Origin of the sequence: Bacillus sp. 205(2023) (genome assembly GCF_037027485.1) — a bacterium.
GTDB lineage: Bacteria > Bacillota > Bacilli > Bacillales > Bacillaceae > Bacillus > Bacillus halotolerans.
Genome location: NZ_JAXCHF010000007.1, coordinates 75,877 through 98,683, shown reverse-complemented (window position 1 = coordinate 98,683; position 22,807 = coordinate 75,877). Strand labels below are relative to the sequence as shown.

The 22,807-nt window shown below is 44.2% G+C and carries 27 protein-coding genes and 1 pseudogene; 14 read left to right on the top strand and 14 right to left on the bottom strand.

Features of this window, described 5'->3' with window-relative positions:
- Positions 1–2 precede the first annotated feature (2 nt).
- Together khtT and WA325_RS16525 are read right to left on the bottom strand one after the other, a co-directional pair.
- Complete coding sequence (khtT, locus tag WA325_RS16530; RefSeq protein WP_010333581.1) at positions 3–500, bottom strand: K(+)/H(+) antiporter subunit KhtT; 498 nt, start codon at positions 498–500, stop codon at positions 3–5.
- 62 nt (positions 501–562) lie between these two features.
- Positions 563–901, bottom strand: coding sequence for a hypothetical protein (locus tag WA325_RS16525; RefSeq protein ID WP_105955305.1), 339 nt, complete (start codon positions 899–901; stop codon positions 563–565).
- Between the two features lie 165 nt (positions 902–1,066).
- Here WA325_RS16525 and WA325_RS16520 point away from each other — a divergent pair, with 165 nt between their 5' ends.
- Positions 1,067–1,834, top strand: coding sequence for an enoyl-CoA hydratase (locus WA325_RS16520; protein WP_202852702.1), 768 nt, complete (start codon positions 1,067–1,069; stop codon positions 1,832–1,834).
- 20 nt (positions 1,835–1,854) lie between these two features.
- Here the strand turns inward: WA325_RS16520 and WA325_RS16515 are convergent, their stop codons facing one another.
- Positions 1,855–2,040 (bottom strand): YhzD family protein, encoded by a 186-nt coding sequence (locus WA325_RS16515; RefSeq protein ID WP_059336506.1) that lies wholly within the window; start codon positions 2,038–2,040, stop codon positions 1,855–1,857.
- Positions 2,041–2,167: 127 nt separating this feature from the next.
- Between WA325_RS16515 and WA325_RS16510 the strand changes: the two genes are divergently transcribed.
- The 6 genes from WA325_RS16510 to WA325_RS16485 all read left to right on the top strand — a co-directional run bounded on the left by WA325_RS16510 (position 2,168) and on the right by WA325_RS16485 (position 9,916).
- On the top strand, positions 2,168–3,064 hold the full coding sequence (locus WA325_RS16510) for an ABC transporter ATP-binding protein (protein ID WP_044156564.1): 897 nt from the start codon (positions 2,168–2,170) through the stop codon (positions 3,062–3,064).
- On the top strand, positions 3,057–4,316 hold the full coding sequence (locus WA325_RS16505; protein ID WP_336183959.1) for an ABC transporter permease: 1,260 nt from the start codon (positions 3,057–3,059) through the stop codon (positions 4,314–4,316). The genes WA325_RS16510 and WA325_RS16505 overlap by 8 nt, the downstream gene beginning before the upstream one ends.
- Before the next feature lie 116 nt (positions 4,317–4,432).
- On the top strand, positions 4,433–5,659 hold the full coding sequence (locus WA325_RS16500; protein WP_336183958.1) for a metallophosphoesterase family protein: 1,227 nt from the start codon (positions 4,433–4,435) through the stop codon (positions 5,657–5,659).
- Between the two features lie 4 nt (positions 5,660–5,663).
- Positions 5,664–8,561 carry an ATP-binding protein gene (locus WA325_RS16495; RefSeq protein WP_336183957.1) on the top strand — a complete coding sequence of 966 codons (2,898 nt, stop codon included), beginning with the start codon at positions 5,664–5,666 and terminating at the stop codon, positions 8,559–8,561.
- A 73-nt stretch (positions 8,562–8,634) separates the two neighbouring features.
- Entirely contained in the window at positions 8,635–9,579 is a 945-nt protein-coding gene (gene yhaM, locus WA325_RS16490; RefSeq protein WP_105955308.1) for a 3'-5' exoribonuclease YhaM, read from the top strand.
- A gap of 124 nt (positions 9,580–9,703) precedes the next feature.
- Positions 9,704–9,916, top strand: coding sequence for a sporulation YhaL family protein (locus tag WA325_RS16485; RefSeq protein ID WP_010333590.1), 213 nt, complete (start codon positions 9,704–9,706; stop codon positions 9,914–9,916).
- Positions 9,917–9,959: 43 nt separating this feature from the next.
- Here WA325_RS16485 and WA325_RS16480 read toward each other — a convergent pair whose 3' ends face one another.
- The gene (locus tag WA325_RS16480; RefSeq protein ID WP_105955309.1) at positions 9,960–10,835 is read right to left on the bottom strand and encodes a peptidylprolyl isomerase; all 876 of its coding nucleotides are present in this window, start codon (positions 10,833–10,835) and stop codon (positions 9,960–9,962) included.
- A gap of 159 nt (positions 10,836–10,994) precedes the next feature.
- Between WA325_RS16480 and yhzE1 the strand changes: the two genes are divergently transcribed.
- Together yhzE1 and yhzE2 are read left to right on the top strand one after the other, a co-directional pair.
- Positions 10,995–11,081 (top strand): sporulation protein YhzE1, encoded by an 87-nt coding sequence (gene yhzE1 / locus WA325_RS16475; RefSeq protein ID WP_003327753.1) that lies wholly within the window; start codon positions 10,995–10,997, stop codon positions 11,079–11,081.
- Positions 11,082–11,206: 125 nt separating this feature from the next.
- Positions 11,207–11,293: a sporulation protein YhzE2 gene (yhzE2, locus tag WA325_RS16470; protein WP_003155248.1), complete on the top strand. Its 87-nt coding sequence runs from the start codon at positions 11,207–11,209 to the stop codon at positions 11,291–11,293.
- 70 nt (positions 11,294–11,363) lie between these two features.
- On the opposite strand, the gene WA325_RS16465 is transcribed toward yhzE2, so the two are convergent.
- Both WA325_RS16465 and WA325_RS16460 read right to left on the bottom strand, forming a co-directional pair.
- Positions 11,364–11,582, bottom strand: a complete 219-nt coding sequence (locus WA325_RS16465; protein ID WP_081638266.1) for a hypothetical protein — start codon at positions 11,580–11,582, stop codon at positions 11,364–11,366.
- A 71-nt stretch (positions 11,583–11,653) separates the two neighbouring features.
- The gene (locus WA325_RS16460; RefSeq protein ID WP_024120775.1) at positions 11,654–12,172 is read right to left on the bottom strand and encodes a DUF3267 domain-containing protein; all 519 of its coding nucleotides are present in this window, start codon (positions 12,170–12,172) and stop codon (positions 11,654–11,656) included.
- A gap of 207 nt (positions 12,173–12,379) precedes the next feature.
- Here WA325_RS16460 and WA325_RS16455 point away from each other — a divergent pair, with 207 nt between their 5' ends.
- Positions 12,380–12,721, top strand: coding sequence for a YhaI family protein (locus WA325_RS16455; RefSeq protein WP_024120776.1), 342 nt, complete (start codon positions 12,380–12,382; stop codon positions 12,719–12,721).
- On the opposite strand, the gene WA325_RS16450 is transcribed toward WA325_RS16455, so the two are convergent.
- A complete protein-coding gene (locus tag WA325_RS16450) occupies positions 12,718–13,329 on the bottom strand; it encodes an HTH-type transcriptional regulator Hpr (RefSeq protein WP_010333593.1) in 612 nt (203 codons plus the stop codon). The two genes, WA325_RS16455 and WA325_RS16450, sit on opposite strands and share 4 nt — an antisense overlap.
- Positions 13,330–13,506: 177 nt before the next feature.
- Positions 13,507–13,863, bottom strand: coding sequence for a YtxH domain-containing protein (locus tag WA325_RS16445; protein ID WP_024120778.1), 357 nt, complete (start codon positions 13,861–13,863; stop codon positions 13,507–13,509).
- Between the two features lie 127 nt (positions 13,864–13,990).
- Here WA325_RS16445 and WA325_RS16440 point away from each other — a divergent pair, with 127 nt between their 5' ends.
- The gene (locus tag WA325_RS16440; RefSeq protein ID WP_024120779.1) at positions 13,991–14,182 is read left to right on the top strand and encodes a hypothetical protein; all 192 of its coding nucleotides are present in this window, start codon (positions 13,991–13,993) and stop codon (positions 14,180–14,182) included.
- A 73-nt stretch (positions 14,183–14,255) separates the two neighbouring features.
- Here the strand turns inward: WA325_RS16440 and trpP are convergent, their stop codons facing one another.
- From trpP to WA325_RS16425, 3 genes are all read right to left on the bottom strand, one after another.
- Positions 14,256–14,774 (bottom strand): tryptophan transporter TrpP, encoded by a 519-nt coding sequence (gene trpP, locus WA325_RS16435; RefSeq protein WP_105955310.1) that lies wholly within the window; start codon positions 14,772–14,774, stop codon positions 14,256–14,258.
- A 122-nt stretch (positions 14,775–14,896) separates the two neighbouring features.
- The gene (serC, locus tag WA325_RS16430) at positions 14,897–15,976 is read right to left on the bottom strand and encodes a 3-phosphoserine/phosphohydroxythreonine transaminase (protein WP_336183956.1); all 1,080 of its coding nucleotides are present in this window, start codon (positions 15,974–15,976) and stop codon (positions 14,897–14,899) included.
- Positions 15,977–16,123: 147 nt separating this feature from the next.
- A complete protein-coding gene (locus WA325_RS16425) occupies positions 16,124–16,561 on the bottom strand; it encodes an HIT family protein (protein ID WP_003327743.1) in 438 nt (145 codons plus the stop codon).
- Positions 16,562–17,050: 489 nt separating this feature from the next.
- Here WA325_RS16425 and ecsA point away from each other — a divergent pair, with 489 nt between their 5' ends.
- From ecsA to WA325_RS16410, 3 genes are read left to right on the top strand one after another with little or no spacing between them, the layout of a single operon-like run.
- Positions 17,051–17,794: an ABC transporter ATP-binding protein EcsA gene (ecsA, locus tag WA325_RS16420; RefSeq protein WP_024120782.1), complete on the top strand. Its 744-nt coding sequence runs from the start codon at positions 17,051–17,053 to the stop codon at positions 17,792–17,794.
- Positions 17,787–19,013: an ABC transporter permease gene (locus tag WA325_RS16415; protein WP_105990521.1), complete on the top strand. Its 1,227-nt coding sequence runs from the start codon at positions 17,787–17,789 to the stop codon at positions 19,011–19,013. Before ecsA ends, WA325_RS16415 begins: the two co-directional genes overlap by 8 nt.
- 22 nt (positions 19,014–19,035) lie before the next feature.
- On the top strand, positions 19,036–19,743 hold the full coding sequence (locus WA325_RS16410) for an EcsC family protein (RefSeq protein ID WP_336183955.1): 708 nt from the start codon (positions 19,036–19,038) through the stop codon (positions 19,741–19,743).
- A 16-nt stretch (positions 19,744–19,759) separates the two neighbouring features.
- Here WA325_RS16410 and WA325_RS16405 read toward each other — a convergent pair whose 3' ends face one another.
- The 3 genes and pseudogenes from WA325_RS16405 to WA325_RS16395 all read right to left on the bottom strand — a co-directional run bounded on the left by WA325_RS16405 (position 19,760) and on the right by WA325_RS16395 (position 22,778).
- Positions 19,760–20,950: a M20 family metallopeptidase gene (locus WA325_RS16405; protein WP_227598317.1), complete on the bottom strand. Its 1,191-nt coding sequence runs from the start codon at positions 20,948–20,950 to the stop codon at positions 19,760–19,762.
- Positions 20,951–21,022: 72 nt separating this feature from the next.
- Positions 21,023–22,414 (bottom strand): hypothetical protein, encoded by a 1,392-nt coding sequence (locus tag WA325_RS16400; protein ID WP_227598316.1) that lies wholly within the window; start codon positions 22,412–22,414, stop codon positions 21,023–21,025.
- Between the two features lie 79 nt (positions 22,415–22,493).
- A pseudogene (locus WA325_RS16395) lies at positions 22,494–22,778 on the bottom strand (hypothetical protein).
- Between the last annotated feature and the right edge of the window lie 29 nt (positions 22,779–22,807).

The following is a 22,807-nucleotide window of genomic DNA, read 5'->3' as shown; positions in this document are numbered from 1 at the left end:
GATCACACGCCCTCTCTAGAAAGAAAATCATGAGTCAGCTTCTTCAGATGCTTTCTTTCACCTGAGAGGACAAGGGTATCATCTTCTTCAATCACTGAGTCAGCGCCTGGATTTAAAAACTTTTGCTGGTTGTGTTTAATGATGGCGATGACAGTGACATCATAGTTTTGACGGACATCAAGTTCGCCAAGGGTGCGCCCGATTGACTTCGCGCCTTTTTCCACCTTAAACCATTCAATAATGAGGTCGCTAAACGCCATCTCGATGGATTCCAGCGCCTGCGGCTTATAGACCATGCCGCCCAAAATGGCTGCAATTTGCCTTGCTTCAGAATCATCCAGTGAAATATTGGAAAGGAGCTCATCCGGATCCCGGTCATCAAACCGATAGATTTCCCTTCTTCCGTCATCATGAATGATAATCGTCATTTTTTCGCGGTTTCTTGTTTCAATTTCGAATTTTTTGCCGATTCCCGGCAGATCGTTTTCTTTTATATTCAATGAAAGATCCCTCCGAATGTAGTGTTGGCTAAAAGATAGGGTACAAACAAAACGGTATACATTCATATTCGGAGGTAATTAGACTGGTATTTGACAGGGACGGCACAAACCCTTTCCAGCCTGTTGATGTGAGGATCATCAAGCGGTTTGACAGATAACGTTCTGATAGACTGCGCCAATGGATTGTACTCTTTCATAAACTCCGCCAGATGCAGACTGCCCGGTGAAGGCGTTTTGGCTGATTGTGATTCTTTCGGATATGAGGCCATTGGCACATAGCTGTCAGTGCTTGCATCAAACTGGGAGGGCAGGGCCACGTCAGAAGGGGGAAAGCACACCATAAATAAGCTTAATAGAAAGCTGATCAGCAATTTATCCATGTTACCTTCCCCCTTTCTCATTCTATATCCCTTCCATTTCACTATATAAAACTTTATGTTCCCATTCAAATGATATGCATTTTTCAGTATCTATTGACCTTGAAAAATAAAAAAGGTTTCTTTAAGGACGGCGGGGAATGTATATGAGAAAGAAAAAAAGAAAGCGTATACATGGAGGTGTTTCATATGGATTATATTCAATATGAACTGAAGGGGCCTGTGGCAGAAATTGTGCTGAATCGTCCTGATGCTCATCACGCCTTGAATGAGCAAATGCTTTTCGAGCTGAAGGAAGCGTGTGAAAAGGTTTCTGAAAGCGAGGCGCTCATCGTCCTCCTGAGAGGTACCGGAAAAGGTTTTTCAGCAGGCGGCGATATACGGATGATGACCTCTGAGCATGATCCTGATCAATTTAGGCAGCTGATGGATACGATCCAAGCCACTACTTTAACGTTATACGAAATGAAAAAAGTGACAATTGCCGCTGTCCATGGTGCTGCCGCGGGGCTGGGCTTGAGTTTAGCACTTTGTGCTGACATTGTGCTTGCGGAGAAAAATGCCGTTCTTGCAATGAACTTTATCGGCATCGGCCTTGTTCCTGATGGCGGGGGACATTATTTGCTGAAAAAAAGGATTGGGGAAGCGAAAGCGAAAAAACTGATTTGGAGCGGGAAAAAGCTATCCGCTGAAGAAGCGGCTGGCATGGGTCTCTTGGATGGAACATTTAACGGAGATCCTATGGAAGGTGCAAGACCTTATGTTGAAACGCTTTTAGCCTCGCCCCTATTGGCAATGATTGAAACGAAAGCCATTTTTCAAAGCCTCCATATTGATGAATTGAAGAAGGTGCTGGCTCTTGAACGAAGTGCCCAGGAGAGAATGAGGAGGACTAAAGATCACCAGGAAGGAATCCGTGCATTTTTAGAGAAACGGGAGCCAAAGTTTCAAGCATAACAGATCAGCCGGGAAGCTGATCATCTCTGAAACAAAATCAGCTTTCCGGCTGCATTCACTAAACGATGGGTATGACTATGTAGCTCTTTTTCCTTTAACAGGGCTTCACCCTGCTGTTTTGCCGCATCTTCGTTTTCCGCCTCAAATCGCTCGTTTATCAGTGTTTCTCCCGAAGGATCAAAAGCCGTAAGAAAATACTCCGCCATCATATTTCGCCTCCAACTTCATGATTTATCGTTCTTTCTTCATTTATATTCTAAATAGCAAACCAAAATCCTTTATTATGTTTTAACCAAATATAGTATATAATGGGTCAGGGAAGGAGGAGATTCGGTGCTGACGATTGATCACGTAACGAAGACATTTGGAGATTATAAAGCGGTTGACGGTTTGAATTTGGAAATTCCGGAACAGCAAATGTTTGGCCTCTTAGGCGCAAACGGAGCGGGAAAAACGACGACCTTTCGCATGATTCTCGGCTTATTAAGCATTACGGAGGGTACGATCAGCTGGAAAGGCCGTCCCGTCAACTACAGTATGAGCAACAAAATCGGATATTTGCCGGAAGAGCGCGGACTATATCCGAAAATGAAGGTAAAGGACCAGCTTGTCTATCTGGCAAGATTAAAAGGCATGGAGAAACGCGAAGCCGTAAAAGAGCTCGGAACATGGCTTGAACGCTTCAATATAACAGAATACGAGAATAAAAAAGTAGAAGAGCTTTCAAAAGGAAACCAGCAGAAAATCCAGTTTATTTCGTCGGTTTTGCATAAGCCTGAGCTGCTGATTCTCGATGAGCCATTCAGCGGGCTGGACCCTGTCAATGTCGAGCTGTTGAAGGAGGCTGTTATCTCTTTGAAAAACAGCGGTGTCTCGATTTTATTTTCCAGCCATCGGATGGAGCATGTCGAGGAGCTGTGTGAACACCTTTGTATTTTGCAAAAAGGGAAGCCTGTTGTGCAAGGCAGACTGAAGGAAATTAAACGTTCATTCGGCAAAAAGAATGTGACCATTCATTCCGATGACGATCTGCATTTTTTACAGGGGCATGAAGGAATTACGCAATGGAAAGAAACGGCCGGCGGCGTAAAGCTGCAAATTGCCAATGAAGACATCTCTCAAGAGATCTTCGCCATGCTCCAAGGAAAAGGATTTATTCGAAAGTTTGAGCTTGAAGAGCCGTCACTCCATGATATTTTTATAGAAAAGGTGGGGGCCGTCTATGAATAAATTTTTGATCATGCTTTCTCATACATACAAAAATAAGATTATGGCAAAGTCTTTTATTATTTCTACTGTCATTACGGTTCTGCTTGTATTGGCTGTCACCAATTTAGAATCGATCATTTCTATGTTTCAAGGAGAAGATACAAAAGAGAAAATTGCTGTTATTGATGAAACAAACGAATTATATCCGATTTTCTCAAAGCAGCTGAAAGCAGTCGATACAGACAGCGATCTTGATGTGAAGCAGTCTAAGCAATCAGAGGAAAAGGTTATAAAGCAAGTCAGAGATGAAACGCTTGATGGGATGCTCATTATCAAAAGAGATGACAAAGGGACGATCTCAGGGACGTACAAAACGTTAACGATTTCGGATGAAAGCACGTACCAAACACTGCAGCAGGCGTTAACACAAACAAAAACCGCTGTTGGAACAGAGGAGCTCGGCGTTTCGCAGGAAACCATCAGCAGCCTCTATGCGCCTGTCACTGTCGGGCAGGAGGCGCTGAAAGAGGGTGCAAAGTCTGAGGAAGAACTGGGGCAGGCGATGGGGCTTGTTTACATTATGCTGTTTGTCATATATTTCTCCGTTATTATGTATGCCAGCATGATTGCGATGGAGGTTGCGACCGAAAAATCTTCGCGTGTCATGGAAATCCTCATCTCAAGCATGCCGCCGATCCAGCAAATGTTTGCAAAGCTGTTAGGCATCGGGCTCGTCGGAATAACACAGCTTGCTGTCATTATTTCTGCCGGATATCTATCGCTGAAGCTGAACAAAACGAGTGAAACGGCTTCATCTGTAGGCGGTTTTCTTAACCTGACCGATGTTCCTGTTTCTACCGTGATATATGCTGTTATTTTCTTTTTGCTCGGTTACTTTTTATATGCGACACTGGCCGCGTTTCTTGGCAGCGTCGTCAGCAGAATAGAGGACGTGCAGCAAACGATCACACCGATGACGCTTTTGGTGGTTGCCGGTTTTATGATTGCCATGTTCGGACTAAACGCTCCGGACGCAGGATTTATTACGGTCACATCGTTTATCCCGTTCTTTACGCCGATGATTATGTTCTTGCGCGTCGGCATGCTTGATATTCCGTTTTGGCAGGCGGCTGCCGGCATCGGGATAACACTGCTCACCATTATCATACTTGCCGTCATTGGCGCCAGAATTTATAAAGGCGGCGTCTTGATTTACGGCAACTCAAGCGCGTTTAAAGCAATCAAACAAGCGCTGCGTTTGTCAAAAAGCTGATTGGAAAACAGCCTGGGGATGCTCAGGCTGTTTTTGATTGTATTCGTTTTGACAGAACGTGCATTCGCAAGAAATCGGTGCTAAAATAAGGGTACTTCATCCTGGAAAGGAGCAGAATGTTGACTGATCTAACCTTTATTCATGCGGCAGATCTTCATCTCGACAGCCCGTTTTACGGGATATCGCATCTGCCGGAACCCATTTTTGCCCGGATCAAAGAAAGCACGTTTTCAAGCGTGAGACATATTATAGACGCTGCAATCACAGAGAACGTTGATTTCGTTTTGCTGGCGGGGGATTTGTTTGATGAGGCCAATCGAAGTTTAAAGGCGCAGCTCTTTTTGAAAAAACAGTTCGATAGACTTAGAGAGTACGGGATTTCAGTCTATGTGATTTTTGGGAACCATGATCATCTCGGCGGAGAATGGACGCCGATTGAATGGCCGGCGAATGTTCACATGTTTACATCCCCAGTCCCTGAAGAAAAATCGTTTTATAAGGATGGCAGGCGCGCAGCAAGCATTTACGGTTTCAGCTATCAGACCAGAGCCGTGACGGAAAACCAAGCCGCCCGCTACCGGAGATCAACTGACGCGCCCTTTCATATCGGGATGCTCCACGGCACGTTATCAGGATCTGAAGGACACGATCCATATTGTCCGTTTACTCAGGATGATCTTGTGAAAAGCGGGATGGATTATTGGGCGCTTGGCCATATTCACAAAAGCCAGGTTCTTTCTGCCGGGAATCCGGCCGTGATATATCCGGGAAATCCTCAAGCGCGCCATATGAAGGAAACAGGAGATAAAGGCTTTTATCTTGTCCGTGTGGAGCGCGGAGATATTTCCTATGAATTTAAGAAAGCGCATGACGTCCTGTGGGAGAAAGCAGAAGTTGATGTGTCAGCGATAGAGAATATGACCGCGCTCTTTCAAATTGTCGAGGACACGTTTTCAAAGCTGCGGAAAAAAGGGACTCCTGCTTGTGTGAAGCTCGTATTACAGGGGATCGCGCCAGAATGGTTATCGGATGCGCCGAGAGGTTCACTGGATGAGCTCCTTGAAGCCTTTCAGGAGCAAGAGGTAGACGAGGAGAATTTTATATGGCCGCTCTCATTAGAAGATGAGACGGAAAATGAAGCAGAGCTTAAGAGCCTTGATCCTTTTTTCGGCGGTTTATTGGAAGACATTGAACAGACTGATCTTGCAGGCGTGCTGGAAGGACTTGAGAGGCATCCTGTATATAGGAGACACGCAGACCGGTTTAGTCAAGAGGAGATAAAGGAAATAAAAGAGCAGGCTCAGGTTTTATTGAAAAGACAGCTTAAGGTGCTTGAGTCATGAGGCGGTGAAAGCTATGCGAATCATATCAATACATATCTACCAATACGGAAAATTTTCAAATCGAACCTTTCACTTTTCCGCCTCGCCTGTCCAATTAATCTACGGATTAAATGAGGCAGGAAAAACGACGATGATGTCATTTATCGAAAGCATGCTGTTTGGTTTTCCGAAATCGAAAAAATATGAACCGAAATCAGGCGGTGTGTATGGCGGTGTTCTTGAGGCTGAGCACCCTGAATACGGCGTGATGAAGATTGAACGGACGAAAGGAACCGCTGAGAAGGTAAGGGTGTACACAGAAACCGGAGAAGTAAAGCAGGAAGACTTTCTGAAGCAGCTGTTCCAGGGTACGGACAGGGCGCTGTACAAAGCCATTTATTCGTTTGACGTATTCGGGTTGCAGGAAATTCACGCCTTTAGTCGGGACAAGATTGGAGAATTCCTGCTGTTTTCCAGCCTGTTTGGCGCTGAAGCCGTATCAAAGCTTGATTCAAGACTGATGAAGGAAAGCGAAAGGCTCTTTAAACCAAACGGCCGAAACCCTCATTTGAATCAGGAGCTGGAAACGCTGAAGCAGCTGGCAGCAAAGCTGAAGCAGGCTGAAGCGGAGGAGGCGGGCTATCATCAGCTTCTTGAGGAGAAAAGAACGCTCGAGTCCCGTCTTGCTGCTGCTGAAACAGAGCTGAAAGAGACTGCGGAACACATTCGAAACATCGACAGAGCCATTGAACTGAAACCGGTGCTAATCGAAAAAACTGCGCTGGAACAGGAGATTGAACAATATCCGGAGCATGCGGGGCAATTCCCTGCTGACGGGTTACATCGTTTAGAAAAGTATGAATCCCATCTTCATCCGAAATCCGCACAGCTGGAGGCGCTTCGGGTAAAGCTTGCAGAGTTGGACAAACAGCTGCAAAAGCTTAACCCGAATGAGGATATATTGGCGAATGAAGCGCTTATCCTAGAGCTATCATCAGCGTATCATATGTACCAATCCTACGGGGAACAGCTTGCCGCCATCCAGGCACAGCTGCGCCAGTCCTCTTCACAGGCAGCGGCCGGGCTGGAGCAGCTGAATAAAACAGATGAAAATGAACTGCTGAATATGAACACGTCTTATGACTATGAATGGCAGCTCCAGCAGGCGGTGCGGCATTACGTGCAGGCAAGAGACAGAAAAAGACAGCTTGATGAAGCGTTTGAAGCGGCGCGGCGCGAGCTGGAAGACGCTGAAAGGGCAGTTCGTGACGTATCTTCCGCTATACTTGAAGACAGCCAAAGAAAAGATAAAGAAGCCGCTCTTAAAGCATATGATGAAGCACAGGGACAGCATCAAGAGCAGATGAAACTGAGGGAACAGCTGAAGTTCTTCGAAAGGCAGCAGGCGAAACAAAAGAAGATCGTGATTGCAGCAGGCATTCTCTTCATGGTTCTCTTTCTGCTGCTGGGGCAATGGATTCCAGCCATATGCGTCGGCGCTGCACTCATGCTGTATGTCTTTACAACTGGCAGAAAGCCGCTGTCTTCTGAAGAAGTAAGGGAGAGGGAAGAGCCAGAAATGGATATTTCTTCGCGAGAAGCCGAAGCGATTAGAGAAGCGTTATGGGAGGATGACCGCAATAAACAGCACCTCACATCGTTGCGGGCAGAGCTCCAGCAGAAAGAGGCAGCTTACGAAAGGATCATCCAGCAATTCGAACAGTGGGAGGCCGATATGGCTCCCTCCTTCAGCCAAGCTGAGCAATTCATGAATGAACTCGGATTTAAGGAAGATCCATCCTTCTTACTGGATGCTTACCATGTAATGAAGGATGTAAAAAAAGAAGTGAAGAAAAAACATGAGCTGACGATCGAAGCCGGGAGACTTCAAAAGCATCGGCGGACATTTGAGGAACGCGTCAGAATGCTGCATCCTGACAAAAACGATTCTCAAACCCCCGTGGCTGATGTCCTTCACGCACTGCGGAAAAATGCGGAACGCGAAAAAGAGGTCGAGAAGCAAAAAAGAGAAATTGAAACAGATATCCAATTTCAAGAAGAGCAGGTGCTGGAGCTGGAGCAAGAAATACGGTATTTCCAAGCGCAGATCGAACAATTATTCACTGAGGCGGGTGCAAAAAACAGAAATGAGTTTTTCGCCATAGCCGACATCAGCAAGAAATTGAAGGATACTGAAATAAGGCTGTATAACATTAATGCACAGCTTCAAGGTGTCAGCTCAGCAGAACTTCATCTGGCGGACTCCGGCACTCTTTCTGAATTGGAACAAAAACGACTGCAGGAACATGAAAAAAAAGAACGGCTCGATGAGGAGCTGAAACAGCTGCGCGCTCAAATCGCATTGCTTTTGGTCAAACAGGAACAGTTAGAGGCTTCGGGATTGGTCTCAGATCTCAAATTGCAAACTGAAATGCAAAAAGAGCGTGTGAAAGAAGCTGCAAAAAAATGGGCATCGATTCAAATGGTCAGACATGTGATCAGAAACAAAATGGAGCGGCATAAAAAAGTCGGCCTGCCGCGTCTTTTGGAGACGGCTGGAGAATTCTTCCGCCCGCTGACTGACGGCAGCTATCAATCGATTTATTTTTCCGAAACAGATGATTCCATCATGGTTATGAACAGCGCTGGAACGGTATTTCAGGCGGAAGAGCTGTCTCAGGGCACGTGTGAACAGCTGTATACAGCAATTCGTTTCGCTCTGGCCGTTACTCGTCAGGATGGGGCAATGCTGCCATTCCAGCTCGACGACAGCTTTGTACATTTCGATCAGAAACGTCTGAACCGCGTGCTGGAAATGCTTGCTGTTTTATCAGGAGGAGAACGGCAGATTTTCTATTTTACATGCCATGAACATGTAAAAAATGCGTTTCAAAGTGATCAAATCATCCATTTAGTATCATAAATGAGGTTATATAGTTGAAAATCGGTATGTGATATACTGATATTATGTAAGATATGGAGGGAGCTTTAATAGTATGGCTAAAGGGATTATGCTACATGAGGTTGGCGAACAGGTTGACCAATATCTATTGATCAAATCCTTAACAAAAGGGATTGCAAGCAATGGAAAACCGTTTTTAACGCTGATGCTTCAAGACCAGTCAGGTGATATTGAAGCCAAGCTGTGGGATGCCAAGCAAAGTGATGAAGTAACCTATGCGCCGCAGACGATCGTTAAGGTTGTGGGGGATGTCCACCATTACCGCGGGCGCACCCAGCTGAAGCTGAGAAATATCAGACCGGTAAGCGAGAGCGAAAACGTCAATATTGATGATTTTTTGGAAACTGCGCCGATTCCGAAAAATGAAATGCTGGATACCATCACTCAATATATATTTGAAATGAAAAATCCAAATATCCAGCGGATAACAAGATATTTGGTCAAAAAGCACGAAGCAGAATTTATGGATTACCCGGCAGCTACGAAAAATCATCACGAGTTTGTCTCGGGTTTAGCGTATCACGTCGTCTCTATGTTGAATCTGGCAAAAGCCATTGCTGATTTATATCCGTCTCTTGACCGTGATCTTCTGTATGCAGGAGTTATCCTCCACGATCTCGGAAAAGTGAAAGAGCTGTCCGGGCCCGTTTCCACTTCCTATACAGTAGAAGGCAATCTGCTCGGCCATATTTCCATTATGGTCACAGAACTGTCCAAAGCGGCTGAGGAGCTTCAAATCGATTCTGAAGAGGTGTTGATTCTTCAGCACTTGATCCTGAGCCATCACGGCAAAGCAGAGTGGGGCAGCCCAAAACCGCCGATGGTAAAAGAAGCGGAAATTTTGCACTATATTGATAATCTGGATGCGAAAATGAATATGATGGACAGAGCGCTTGAGCGCGTGAAGCCGGGTGAGTACACTGAACGTGTATTTGCACTTGAAAACCGTTCCTTTTATAAACCGACTTTTCATCAATAATCAAAAAGGACTGATGCTGACATGTTCAGCTCAGTCCTTTTTGATATGCTTTTCCCGCTCATAACCTGTCTCATTCCTGCATAAGGTTAAAAATAAAGAATCTATGCAAAAGGGGGAGAAGCCCGTGTTGTTTTTTCCATGGTGGGTATATCTTTGTATTGTGGGTATCATTTTCAGTGCATATAAGCTGGTGTCAGCAGCCAAAGAGGAAGATAAGTTAGACCAGTCTTTTATTGAAAAAGAAGGTCAGATTTATATTGAAAGGATGGAAAAAGAAAAAGAACGCCGCACGTCCCAGCAGCGTGAGGAAGAAAACCAAAATCATTCCATCGCATAAAAAAAGCTGCGCAGCTCCGGTGAGCCTGCACAGCTTTTTTTTATTATTTAGAACTGTTTGAAGAACTGCCAGTAGAAGCAGAAGTGTTAAATGTATCCTTCAAATCTTTATCCTTTACATCGATGTCAGCTTTTTTCATTACTTTTTGAACGGCTGCCTGCACAGCTGTGTTGTCATTAAGTTTTTGCTCGAGAACATCAGATTTCAGATCTTTTTTCATATCTTCATATTTTCCGCGTTCTTCAGTCTTTTTGATGATATGGTAGCCAAATTGTGTTTTCACAGGGTCGCTGACTTCGTTTGTTTTCAACTTGAATGCAGCTTTTCTGAATGTGGAATCCAGTTGTTCGTTATCTTTTGAAATCCAGCCAAGTTCGCCACCGTTTGTAGCTGAGCCTGTGTCTGTAGAGTATTCCTTCGCAAGGGCATCAAATTTCTCGCCTTTTTTCAGCTTTTTCTCTACTTCCTCAGCTGTCTTTTTGTCAGCGACAAGGATGTGGCTTGCGCGAATTTGGCCTTTTAAGTTTTCCCAGTATTCTTTAATTTCGTCATCTGTAACTTTGATGTTATCTTTAGCTGCTTTTTGTGTAAGCAATTCATATTTAACTTGTTCTTTAAGGTAATCTTTTCCATATTGATCTTCTAACGCAGTATATTGATCACCGAGCTGTGTTTTGTATTCTTTCATCTTGTTGTCAATTTCTTTATCTGATACTTTGTATTTCTTGTCCAAAACTTTTTCTTGCACCAGCTGAGTCAGGACGCTCGCTCCAGCTTGTTTTTTCATGTTTGTGTAAAGTTCGCCTTTTGTTACATCGCCTGCGTCTGTTTTTGCGATGACTTCTTTGTCGCCGCTGCTGCAAGCACTGAGAGCGAGGATGCTTGTAGCAGTGATAGCTGCTATTGCGATTTTCTTCATTGTTTTCAAACACTCCTAATCATTCCAAATTGAATTGCCTATGCGTATCATAACATATTGTGGCTTTCTGTAAAAAGATTTTAAATAAAGGGCATTCGTCTAGTCAAACTTTCCCTGATGACATACAAATATATTGATCAAGAAAAGGAGGTATGTAACATGAGCGGAGGATATTCAAACGGTTTCGCTTTGCTTGTTGTACTGTTCATTTTGCTTATCATTGTAGGTGCAGCTTACATCTACTAAGCAGCAAAAGGGATCGCTTGTTGTATAAGCGATCCTTTACTTTCACAAGCGCCTAATCGTTTCATCAATTAACTGCATAAGATGTAATTGGAAAATAAAGCTTTTTACAGGAGGTGCTTTTTAAGATGGGTGAAGTATTTGCAGGCGGTTTCGCTTTATTGGTCGTCTTATTTATCTTGTTGATTATCATCGGCGCTTCTTGGCTTTACTAATCAATGCAAAAAAGCATAGCTGCCGGTTCTAGCGAGACCGGCAACTATGCTTTCTTTACTTCCTTCATATTTAAACAGTAAAGGATATCTCCACAAATGAAGAGATCAGTAAAATTAATATACATACATTGATAAATCGAAATACCTTATCCTGGCGCTCTTCAGGAATCTCTCTGACAAGGCATAATGTATTGGTGAGCCTGTTTATAAAGTAAACAATAAACAAGGCAGTCACGATAAAATAGAATAAAATGATGGGAGATTCCCCCTCTCTCTGAACTGCTCCCATATTACATTACCAAATATTTATCAAAAAAGATAGAATGTAAACTGAAAAATCGGCACAGCGCCAAGCGTCAGCTACTTTTCGACCAAAATATCCAAGCCGTCTGCTTCCTGATCGATAAAGCATGCTTTCGGTGCTTGCATCAGCTTCAGAGCCAGCAAAAAGTCCGGCAGACAGTAGCCTGCATGAATGCCTGAAATCATGCAGAAGTAATGGGCGTGATTCGGAAACGCCAGCGCGGCGTAAAATAATACAGGTGTTATCAGCATAAAAGGGCTTAACAGTGAAATCAGCATCGTCGTTTTCGGTATTCGTTTCCACGTTCGCATACGCCATATATAAATCTTTTTTTCTATTTTTCTTTTTTTGCAGATGATCGGCAGGACATGGATGACTTTATGTACAAATAAAATAACGACGAGCAAAACGCCGAACAGCGGTACATATTCATCGCTCAAGCTTGTTTTAGGCCGCAACAGCTCAAATGCTAAGAAGTTAGATATAAAAACCATAATCATGAAACACACAGCAATCAATATTATGCGAACGGCACCATAATCTTTCATCAGATTTATGGTTTTCCAGCAATTCATCAAAGTCATCCTTCCGTACATCTTGAATAGAATCTCAAAATAATTTACTCCTCCCAAGAAAAAAAATCAATGCTTTTTTAAGAAAAAATATCTTTCAATAGGTATTTTTTTGAAAGGAGCAAACAATCTATGAAATATGGGGTTAGAACTTTCTTCTCAGTGAATTATCAGCTAAAATAAGATTAAAGATAGAAAGAAGTGGTGTGGATGGATTCGATGGATCATCGCATTGAGCGATTGGAATATTACATACAATTATTAGTGAAAACAGTGGATATGGACAGGTACCCTTTCTATGCGCTGCTGATTGATAAAGGGCTGAGCAGAGAAGAAGGGGAAGAGGTTGTGCGCATATGCGGTGAATTGTCGGAGGAGCTGGCAGCACAAAAAGCGCAAGGATTTGTAACCTTTGATAAGCTCCTTGCGCTTTTTGCCGGACAGCTGAACGAAAAATTAGATGTTCATGAAACGATTTTTGCCCTGTATGAGCAGGGGCTTTATAAAGAACTGATGGAAGTTTTTATAGACATTATCAGACACTTTGATTAACTGTTTACAGGTTCAAGTTCTTCAGCTGATTCATCCGCAGCAGTGTCCGTTGCTTTTTTCTTCAGTTTTCCGTTTACGCTTTCAAAGTCGCTGTCGATATTTGTGAGGGATGTTTCAAAGATTTCCATAAAATCATCGCCGTATATATGGCGGATCATACACATCATTTCTGCCACTTCAGGGAACTTTCCGAATAAATGATACAGAGGCTGTGACCCTTTAAAAACCGCGTTGCGCGTCGGATCAAATTCTTCAAGCAAGCTCCAGAATACCTCAGTTCCTTCCTCAGTCAGCTGAACATATGTGTTTCGTTTATCGTTCAGCCGTTTTGAAAACCTTAAATACCCGCGTTCTTCAAGCTTTTTTGAAAAGTTAAATGCCGTTGAAACGTGCATGACTCCGAACTTTGCAATTTCAGAAATGGAAGCTCCATTCAGCTGATAAGCAATCCATAAAATATGGTGCTCATTAATATTCAGGTCATACGGTTTGAGCCATTGCTGCCAATCCTTCTCAATCGATTTCCAAAGAGCTTTGCTAAGCTGAGCCATTTTCTGGGTGAAGACCAGAGCCTCTTTCACATCATAAGGCGGTTCCACTTGATTCATTACGTCACCTGCTTCTCTTTATCTTTTTCTCTATTATGCCAATAAAATAAAGATTAATAAAGATGAAAATGTAAGAATTTTTTAATAAATTCTTGAGCCGTTGCTAGGAAAGGCTTTTGCGAATAAAAAAAGTGCAGGTCATGTTATGACCCGCACTTTTTTCCTTTGAATAGGATATTAGTTTTGTAAGGTTTTCTCCAGCTGTTTGATTTTTTCTTCAATATCGGCGATTTCTTTTTGAAGATCCTGCTGATGAGGTTTGATCTCTTCCTGCCATTTTTTAATTGAGGTTTGCAGTTCACCGCTCACGTCTTTAATGACATCTGCACTTTCTTTTGCCGCTTTCACTAGCTGGTCCTTTAAAGTTAAGCCGTCTGATTTTAAGCGCTTGATCGTTTCTTCAAAAGAATCGCAATTGGTTTTGATTTTTTCACGCAGCTGTTTACCTGAAGAAGGTGCTGATAGAAGAACTGCAGCACCTCCGATGATGCCGCCCACGAATAGTCCTGTTAATAGAGAACGTCCGTCCGCCATTAAAATCACCCCGTTTTTTTCTTGAAATATGATACATGCAGCTTTTTCAATTTTGTTCGAAGAATGAACTTCTATACATAGCTTGCTTTATTTTAGCATATTTTTTAAGTGAAAAGGAGGGAGAAGGTTGTCTGTCTTTATGATTGTGTTATCCTGCATCACCCTTGCCTTTGCAACAGGCGCCATTTACTATATCAGACTTCTCAGCCAGGCTGCTTCTTATCCGCCGAAGAAAGTCATCCGGCAGAAAGCGCTTGTTTGTTCAACCGGAACCGCCTTTACACTATGTCTTATCTTTTTCACAAAACTCCTCGCTTAAAACATGCTGACATGCTGCGGGCTCTTTTTTTAAAAAAACCTCTCCCGGAAGCGGAAGAGGTTTTGTGTCACATTTATTTTGCAGCTTCCATAAAACTTGAGCGTCTTAAAATGGTTTGCACAATCGGATACATCATGATCATGGCAATTGTATTCAATACAGCTGCCGGCAGAACGACTGCAGCGAATAATGCGGCGAAACCGCCAGGCAAACCGACGATAAATAAAGCTGACGTTAAAAATACAGTTCCTGATAAGATGGTGCCGATGACTGTCAGCACTGCGGCTGCAGCTGTTTTCTGGCTCTTTCTGACCAGAAGGAACAGGAAGAAAAACAGAAACGCTGATACAGGTTTGTCAATGATATTCGGAATCTGTCCGGCCGGAAATGCGGTTGTAAGAGCTGAAATGATTCCGGTCACAATCCCGATAACGAGTACATTTTGCACCCGCGGGAACAGAAGGATGCCCATAAACATCATGATCAGCATCATATCTGGTTTCATCCCGCCTAAAAAGGGCGGAATAATGGAATGGAGCGCTGCGCCGATTGCGGCAAACAGAGCCATAATGACTAACTCTTTTGTTTTCATAACTATGCTCTCCTCTGCTAAGCTTTTTGCCCTCCAATAATATGCTCATCATTTATTGCGAAGGCTTAAGAATTTGTTATGCAAACAGTATACCAAACGAATGGTTTGCACAGCCAGACTTTTTACTCATTTTCCTGCTGGAATTTCTTCATGAACGCAGCTAATTTTTCACAGTCTTCCAGTGACACCGCATTATAAATGGAAGCACGGCAGCCTCCTACTGAACGGTGTCCGCCAAGGCCTACCATTTTTGTTTCCTTTGCCTCCTGAACGAACTTTTTCGTTAATCCGTCATCACGGAGCGTAAAGGTAACGTTCATGCGTGAACGGCTGTCCTTTCTGGCATGGCCTTTATAGAAGCCATTGCTTTCGTCAATGCAGCTGTAAAGAACCTGTGCTTTTTGTTCGTTGCGCTGTTCAGCGGCTTCAACTCCGCCGTTTTTCTTCAGCCACTCAAGGACGAGGCTCAGCATATAAATGGCAAATGTAGGCGGAGTGTTGTAAAGTGAATCCGCTTTGACATGTGTTGAATATTTAAGGATTTTCGGAACGTTGTCATTTTCATTTTGCAGCCATGATTTTTTCATTACGACAACGGTAACACCTGAAGGGCCAAGGTTTTTTTGGGCACCGCCGTAAATGACGTCAAATTTGGATACATCGATTTTTCGGCTTAAAATATCGCTGGACATGTCAGCGACGAGCGGAATTGGAGAATTCGGGAATTCCTGCCACTGTGTGCCGAAAATCGTATTGTTAGATGTAATATGTAAATATGCGCCGTCTTTTACATCTGTAAGGTCAACCTTGGGAATGTAGCTGTAATTGTCTGATTCGCTTGTCGCCGTCACAGATGTGTTTCCGAACAGTTTCGCTTCAGCGAGCGCTTTTTCAGACCAAGCGCCTGTCATCATAAAATGAGCGGTTTTTTCAGGTGTTAAAAAGTTCATCGGAAGCATTGAGAATTGAAGGCTTGCCCCGCCTTGAAGAAACAGAATGTCATAGTCTTCCGGGATGCCCATCAGTTCAATCAGCAAGCTTTTCGCTTTTTGATGCACCGCTTCATATTCTTTGCTGCGGTGGGAAAGCTCCATAACGGACATGCCGGATTCATTAAAATCAATAAACTCTTTCTGTGCTGTTTGCAGAACTTCTAATGGCAGCGCTGCAGGACCTGCGTTAAAATTCGTTGTACGTTCCATCATGATCTCTCCCTGTTTTCCACGTTAATGTAATAAATAATACAATTATCCTATCACAAAAATTCAGTTTTTTTGATAAAAAATTAGAATTATCAAAAGAAAATGACGAATATTTGCGAATTGTTCACAAATAAAAAAACCTCATCTTTATGATGAGGCCAGGCGTTTGGCAATGGATGAAGAAATGTCTTGGAGATCTTCCGGTTTGTAATCATCTGCATGTGTTTTCCACACTGCTCCGAAACCGTCTCCTTTTCCGTAGCGCGGGATAATATGCATATGGTAATGGAAAACAGATTGTCCTGCTTTTTCGCCGTTGTTGTTTAACGTATTTAAGCCGATCGGTTCAAATTCATCCCTGATGGCGCGGGCAATTTTCGGAACGGCGTGAAAATATTGTTTCGCTAATTCGTCTGTAAATTCGTAAACATTTTCAATATGGGTTTTCGGGATAACGAGGGTGTGGCCTTTCGTCACTTGGCTGATATCGAGAAATGCCAGCACATGTTCATCTTCATAAACCTTTGCTGACGGGATTTCGCCGGCGATAATTTTACAAAAGATACAATTCTCTGCACTATGCATGAGGGTTCCTCCTTATGAAATTGTTTTTTTATGTATAAACTCATCGTACCACAGAAATGAAGAAAATAGAAAACAGGATGAACGGCGGAGCGTTCACCCTGAATGCAGAGGAATCAGCTTTATGAAGAAAATGTGATATGCCTTTGGTAAGCACCTCATTTGTCAATAAAATGAAGACTTGTTTAATGCCTAACGATTCCTGCGATAAACACCTCATTTGATAGTCAGCTTCAGAAATGAAGATTCATCAATTCAGTGAATGCAAAAAGGTTTGAGCATAGGACATGTTATTTTCTATCCAACTGTGCCTAAGACGTCTTTGACAAACACCTCATTTTTCAGTTGATATGCTTTTTCCTCTACAACGATTATATTGTCCAGAAACCTGTCTCTTTATTACAGCAAATTCATCATTTGTTAAAAGGGAATTGTTTCAAATCAGGCTTTGTTTTTGGTACTATGAAGAAAAACAATATAAGGGGAGAAACTATGTCTCTGCTATCGGTAAAAGACTTAACCGGCGGTTATACGAGAAATCCGGTTTTGAAAAACGTGTCATTCACCCTTGAGCCGAACCAAATTGTCGGTTTAATCGGTTTAAATGGTGCAGGTAAAAGTACAACAATCAGACATATCATCGGGCTGATGGACCCGCATAAAGGATCTATTGAGTTAAACGGAAAAACCTTTGCTGAGGATCGGGAAGGCTATCGGTCCCAATTCACTTATATTCCTGAGACACCCGTTTTATATGAAGAACTGACGCTGATGGAACACCTTGAATTGACGGCGATGGCATACGGCCTTTCAAAAGAAACCATGGAAAAAAGATTGCCGCCGCTGTTAAAGGAATTCCGAATGGAAAAAAGGCTGAAATGGTTCCCGGCGCATTTTTCTAAAGGGATGAAGCAGAAGGTTATGATCATGTGTGCGTTTTTGGCAGAGCCTGCGCTCTACATCATTGATGAGCCGTTTCTGGGACTTGATCCGCTGGCAATCAATGCTCTGCTTGAGCGGATGAATGAAGCGAAGAAAAGCGGGGCGAGCGTGCTGATGTCAACGCACATCCTGGCAACGGCGGAGCGCTATTGTGATTCGTTTATCATTTTACATAACGGCGAAGTGCGGGCGCGCGGCACGCTGTCCGAGCTCAGAGAGCAGTTTGGAATGAAGGACGCGGCGCTGGATGATTTGTATCTAGAGCTCACAAAGGAAGACGCTGGCCATGAATAACATGCTGGATATTTGGCAGTCACGGCTGCAGGAGCATATAAAAGAAACAAGAATGTACATGAAATATATGCTCAACGATCACCTCGTTATCGTTTTGATCTTTTTTATCGCAGGTGCGGCGAGCTGGTACAGCAAATGGATACGGGACATTCCCGCTCACTTTCCGTCCTTTTGGGTGATGGCCGTTCTGTTTTCACTCGTTCTGACAGGATCTTATGTGCGGACGCTTTTAAAGGAGGCTGACCTTGTCTTCTTATTGCCGCTTGAGGCTAAGATGGAGCCATATTTGAGACAGGCGTTTGTTTACAGCTATGTGTCCCAGTTGTTTCCGCTGATTGCACTGAGCCTTGTAGCGATGCCGCTTTATTTCGCTGTCATGCCGGGGGCATCGCTCGTGTCGTACGCGGCGGTATTTGTACAGCTTCTGCTGCTGAAAGCGTGGAATCAGGCCTTGGAATGGCGTATGACGTTTCAAAATGACCGAAGCATGAAACAGATGGATCTTGTCATTCGTTTTGCCGCTAATACACTCGTTCTGTATTTTGTTTTTCAGTCGGTTTATGTGTATGCGCTTGTGATCTATATCATTATGGCGGCTCTTTATCTTTATGTGTCTTCCGCTGCAAAAGGAAAAACATTTAAATGGGAAAGCCATATCGAATACGAATTGAGACGCAAGCAGCGTTTTTACCGGATTGCCAACCTGTTTACGGATGTGCCGCATTTAAAGAAACAAGCGAAACGGAGAGCGTATCTCGACTTTTTGCTGCGATTTGTCCCGTTTGAACAGCGTAAAACGTTTGCCTATATGTTTGCCCGCGCGTTTTTGCGTTCAAGTGATTATCTGGGCATTCAAGTCAGATTAACCGTTATTTTCGCGCTGATTATTATGTATGCGTCTGCAAGCCCGATGATCGCAGGGATTTTGACTGTGTTTACCGTCTTTATCACAGGCATTCAGCTTTTGCCGCTGTTTGGCCACTTTGACCATCTGGCGCTTCAAGAGCTATATCCTGTCAAAAAGGAAGCGAAGCTGAAAAGCTATTTCTCTCTATTAAAAACTGCGCTTAGCGTGCAGGCTCTGCTCATGGCAGCGGCCTCTGCATATGCTGCGGGCGCTGCAGGTTTTCTGTACGCGCTGATCGGCTCTGCCGTCTTGATCTTTGGCGTTCTGCCGTCTTACATGACCGCCAGATTAAAAAAACACGGAAAGCTGTGAGCTGAAAAAAGGGGTAGGTCAAATGAGCGAGAATCTGCTGATGCAGGAAGCTCTTCAATGGAAAATGCATTTTTTGCGAAAGGATTCCATGTTTGAACGCTTCTCAAAGCGTGTGCAAACAAAGGTGAATGAACGAATACCTGAAAAAATTCATGCAGCAGTAACTGAAAGCGTGAAAAAAATGGTGGAAGCAACGATGGCAGGATCTAATATCACCACTTATAAGAAGGATACAAGCACGCTTTCACTCAGTGAAAAAAACGAGTTTGCGAAAAAAACGATTGCTTCTTATCAGAAAGTGGCGGCTGCTGAAGGAGTCGGCACCGGGGCGGGCGGCATCTTTTTAGGTATTGCCGATTTCCCGCTGCTGCTTTCCATTAAGATGAAATGTTTATTCACTTTGTCCTCGATATACGGCTTTGATGTGAAGAATGCAGAAGAAAGGATGTTTTTGCTTCTTGTATTTCAGCTTGCTTTTTCAAGTGATGACTGCCGCAAATCGCTTTTTTCTGTCATTGAAAACTGGGAGACGGAGAAAAAGGATATTGCCTGGAGAGTGTTTCAGCAGGAATACCGCGATTATATAGATGTCGTCAAGCTTTTTCAGCTTTTACCAGGGGTAGGGGCCGCAGTCGGCGGAATTGCCAATTATAAACTGCTTGCTCAGCTTGGAGATACAGCAAGACATGTTTTTCATCTGAGAATATTAAAGGAAACAGCCGGAGAGTAAAACTCCGGCTGTTTTTTTATGATAAATGGTAAGTGATTGCAGCGCCCGCAAGCACTTTGGCAGCAGTCAGCATCGCTTTTTCATTGATATCAAATTTCGGATGGTGGTGGGAAAAGATACGCTCAGGCTGTTCAGGAGCGGCGCCGGTAAAGAAAAAGGTTCCTTTGACATGCTGTAAGTAATAAGAAAAATCTTCGCCGCCCATTTGCGTTTCACCTTGAAGAACCTGTTGAACGCCGTCTGTGGTTTTTGCGACGTTTACCAGATGGTCGGTCTCCGCAGGGTGATTGACTACCGCCGGGTAGCCGCGTTCATAGTTGTAGTCATAGGAAGCGCCGTGCATGCTGCACACTCCTTTTACAACAGCTTCGATTTCTTTTTCCAGAATGTCGCGGACATTTTCATTAAACGAACGAGCTGTGCCAATGAGAGTTGCATGGTCTGCAATCACATTAAACGGGTTATCAGCCATGAAAGAGCCTGTCGATATGACAGCGGAGTGAATCGGATTGACTTTGCGGCTGACAATATGCTGCAGCGAGGAAACGATTTGCGAGCCGATCAGGACGGCGTCTTTTGTATCATGGGGGTGAGCGCCATGGCCGCCCTTTCCGTGAATGCTGATTGTAAATCTGTCAGCTGCGGCCATTACGGCGCCGGAGCGGCAGAGAATGGTACCGATCGGCTCAGTCGCCCAAAGATGGGTGCCGAATATGACGTCTGCGTTTTCAAGACAGCCGTCTTCAATCATCGGTTTTGCGCCCCCCGGCGCGTACTCCTCAGCGTGCTGGTGGATCATAATAAATGTTCCTTTCAGATCATGCCTGTTCTGATAAAGCACCTTTCCGACGGCAAGCAGAGCCGCTGTATGGCCGTCATGGCCGCATGCATGCATGACACCGGGCACTTTGGAGGCGTAAGGAACATCTTTTTCATCCTGGATGGGAAGGGCGTCAAAATCGGCCCGCAATGCGACAGCAGGACCGGGTTCGCTGCCTTCAATATAAGCCAGAACCCCATTGCCGCCGACTTTGGTGCGGATCGGGACTCCTAACGATTCGTAATAGGAAGCAATAAAAGCGGCAGTTTTTTCTTCCTGGTTGGAAAGTTCAGGATACATATGGAAATGGCGCCTGATTTCCACCATTTCATCGAAACAGCTGTCGAGCTGTTTGTTTATCTCTTTTTGCAGCGTCTTTATGGACAAAGCCGCTTCCCCCTTTTCTAAGCTTTTCCATGATTGTATAGAAAAAGTCTGAATATTTCAACTGGTCGGGTTTCAAAGCATGATCATCGCTGCAATGGTTGTCACCGAAAGTCCGATCACAACGGGGAGGAAGTTCTTTCTGGCAAGCTCAAATGGATCGACCTTGCAAATGGCTGCGGCGGGAATGAGCGCCCATGGAATAAGCGTACCGCCGCCCACCCAGATAGCTGATATTTGCCCGAGTGCGGTCAGGACGGCTGGATCAGCATGGAGAGCGGATGAAAAGAGCTTGGCGATGGAGCCGGCGAGGGAAATGCCTGAAAAACCTGAACCGTCGAGTCCGGTTACGGCTCCAGCGGCAGTCAAGGCTGCGGCGGCAAGCTCCTTAGACATAGGCATGGCGTGGGATAAGGCGATGCCGAGATCATTGACAATGCCGTGTGAATGTTTAGGGAGTTCAGTACCCAAGATGCTCTCATAGCCGGAATCACCAAGATAAAAGAAAGCGGCAATTGGAATGACGGGACCGAAAACCTTAAAGCCGAATTGAAACCCCTCGATAAAATATCCAGTGATTTTTTCAAGCCCTTTCTGTTTATACACAAGGAAATGAACGATCAGCAGGATGCAAATGGCCGATCCGCCAATTAACGCGGTTGCATCATTTCCTTGAAGGTTGAATATGACCATGCACGCGATATCGGCGCCAAATACAAGAGGAATCAAAAGAGCCAGCAATGACCGAAGACGTTTCGGCAAATACATTGAAGTGTCAAGTTCTTCTGACATCATCGGGGAAAAAGAAGCGGGCCGCAATTGTTTTTTGCGTTCACGCTGAATCATAAAGAAAGCGGCAGTTGTTGTGGTCACGCCCATAATCAGAACGAGCGGAATGCTTGCTGAGATGACATCACCGACAGGGATGCCTGCTGCATCAGCTGTCAGTTTTGGCGCTGCCTGAATGACAAAGTCTCCTGAAAGGGCAAAGCCGTGCCCGAATAAATTCATTGCCATGGCGGCAGCGATAGGCGGCAGGCCGGCACGGGAGGCTGCCGGAAGCAGAACGGCGCCGATTAAAGCGACACCCGGCGAAGGCCAGAAGAATAGAGAAATGGCAAACATCAGTCCGCCAATCAGCCAGTATGCAATTACAGGACCTTTAACAAGACGGACAAAGGGAGAAATCATCGCTTCATTTATCCCTGTTTTCGTTAACACATCACTCATAGACACGATAAAACAGATGATGAAAATCGTAGGAAGCAGCTCAGATGCCGCATAGATGAAGCTGTGGAATAAACTGCTGACCGAAGCTGAAAGCGAATGGCTGGCCCATAACGAAATGATGAAAATCCCAAATAACGAAATAAAGGTTGTATCTTTTCGCAGCAGCATAAAAAGAATGATCGCTCCAATAAAAAACACATAAAGAACATGAACAGACATAATCCCGATTTCCATCATTGATCACTCCTTCCGCTTCCTACAGATTATTCATAGGCGGGCGGAAGGTGCCGGGACAGATAGCATCTGACCTCAGATATTACTTCAGATAGACATGAATATGTTTTAGCTGCTCGATCAACTCGTGCTTCAATACTTTTTTAGCCTGCTGCTGATGCTGCGGGTACAGCAAGCCAGTTTTTTCGGTAGGCGATTATGCTTTCCAAAGGCTCTGAATATGAACCGTCCTCACGCGTCATTTCAAAATCGTCAAATCCGAATTGGAAGCTGCAGCACGAACAGATTTCATAGGAGTGATTCCCTTGGTCATCATATGCCGGTGTGTCAGCCCGTTAAACCCGCAGACTGGGCAAATATACTTCATCTAGCTTCCCTCCCTTTCGCCATAAAAAA

What these genes read in the sequence shown, in the direction of transcription:
- yhzE1 (WP_003327753.1), top strand. Translation starts at nt 10,995, where the DNA reads ATGAGCGGAGGATATTCAAACGGTTTCGCTTTGCTTGTTGTACTGTTC.
- trpP (WP_105955310.1), bottom strand. Translation starts at nt 14,774, where the DNA reads ATGAAAACAAAAGAGTTAGTCATTATGGCTCTGTTTGCCGCAATCGGC.
- WA325_RS16455 (WP_024120776.1), top strand. Translation starts at nt 12,380, where the DNA reads ATGGATTCGATGGATCATCGCATTGAGCGATTGGAATATTACATACAA.
- WA325_RS16515 (WP_059336506.1), bottom strand. Translation starts at nt 2,040, where the DNA reads ATGGCGGAGTATTTTCTTACGGCTTTTGATCCTTCGGGAGAAACACTG.
- WA325_RS16460 (WP_024120775.1), bottom strand. Translation starts at nt 12,172, where the DNA reads ATGAATTGCTGGAAAACCATAAATCTGATGAAAGATTATGGTGCCGTT.
- WA325_RS16400 (WP_227598316.1), bottom strand. Translation starts at nt 22,414, where the DNA reads ATGATGGAAATCGGGATTATGTCTGTTCATGTTCTTTATGTGTTTTTT.
- yhzE2 (WP_003155248.1), top strand. Translation starts at nt 11,207, where the DNA reads ATGGGTGAAGTATTTGCAGGCGGTTTCGCTTTATTGGTCGTCTTATTT.
- WA325_RS16450 (WP_010333593.1), bottom strand. Translation starts at nt 13,329, where the DNA reads ATGAATCAAGTGGAACCGCCTTATGATGTGAAAGAGGCTCTGGTCTTC.
- WA325_RS16410 (WP_336183955.1), top strand. Translation starts at nt 19,036, where the DNA reads ATGAGCGAGAATCTGCTGATGCAGGAAGCTCTTCAATGGAAAATGCAT.
- WA325_RS16445 (WP_024120778.1), bottom strand. Translation starts at nt 13,863, where the DNA reads ATGGCGGACGGACGTTCTCTATTAACAGGACTATTCGTGGGCGGCATC.
- yhaM (WP_105955308.1), top strand. Translation starts at nt 8,635, where the DNA reads ATGGCTAAAGGGATTATGCTACATGAGGTTGGCGAACAGGTTGACCAA.
- WA325_RS16500 (WP_336183958.1), top strand. Translation starts at nt 4,433, where the DNA reads ATGTTGACTGATCTAACCTTTATTCATGCGGCAGATCTTCATCTCGAC.
- WA325_RS16505 (WP_336183959.1), top strand. Translation starts at nt 3,057, where the DNA reads ATGAATAAATTTTTGATCATGCTTTCTCATACATACAAAAATAAGATT.
- ecsA (WP_024120782.1), top strand. Translation starts at nt 17,051, where the DNA reads ATGTCTCTGCTATCGGTAAAAGACTTAACCGGCGGTTATACGAGAAAT.
- WA325_RS16425 (WP_003327743.1), bottom strand. Translation starts at nt 16,561, where the DNA reads ATGCATAGTGCAGAGAATTGTATCTTTTGTAAAATTATCGCCGGCGAA.
- WA325_RS16465 (WP_081638266.1), bottom strand. Translation starts at nt 11,582, where the DNA reads ATGGGAGCAGTTCAGAGAGAGGGGGAATCTCCCATCATTTTATTCTAT.
- serC (WP_336183956.1), bottom strand. Translation starts at nt 15,976, where the DNA reads ATGGAACGTACAACGAATTTTAACGCAGGTCCTGCAGCGCTGCCATTA.
- WA325_RS16520 (WP_202852702.1), top strand. Translation starts at nt 1,067, where the DNA reads ATGGATTATATTCAATATGAACTGAAGGGGCCTGTGGCAGAAATTGTG.
- WA325_RS16480 (WP_105955309.1), bottom strand. Translation starts at nt 10,835, where the DNA reads ATGAAGAAAATCGCAATAGCAGCTATCACTGCTACAAGCATCCTCGCT.
- WA325_RS16415 (WP_105990521.1), top strand. Translation starts at nt 17,787, where the DNA reads ATGAATAACATGCTGGATATTTGGCAGTCACGGCTGCAGGAGCATATA.
- WA325_RS16525 (WP_105955305.1), bottom strand. Translation starts at nt 901, where the DNA reads ATGAGAAAGGGGGAAGGTAACATGGATAAATTGCTGATCAGCTTTCTA.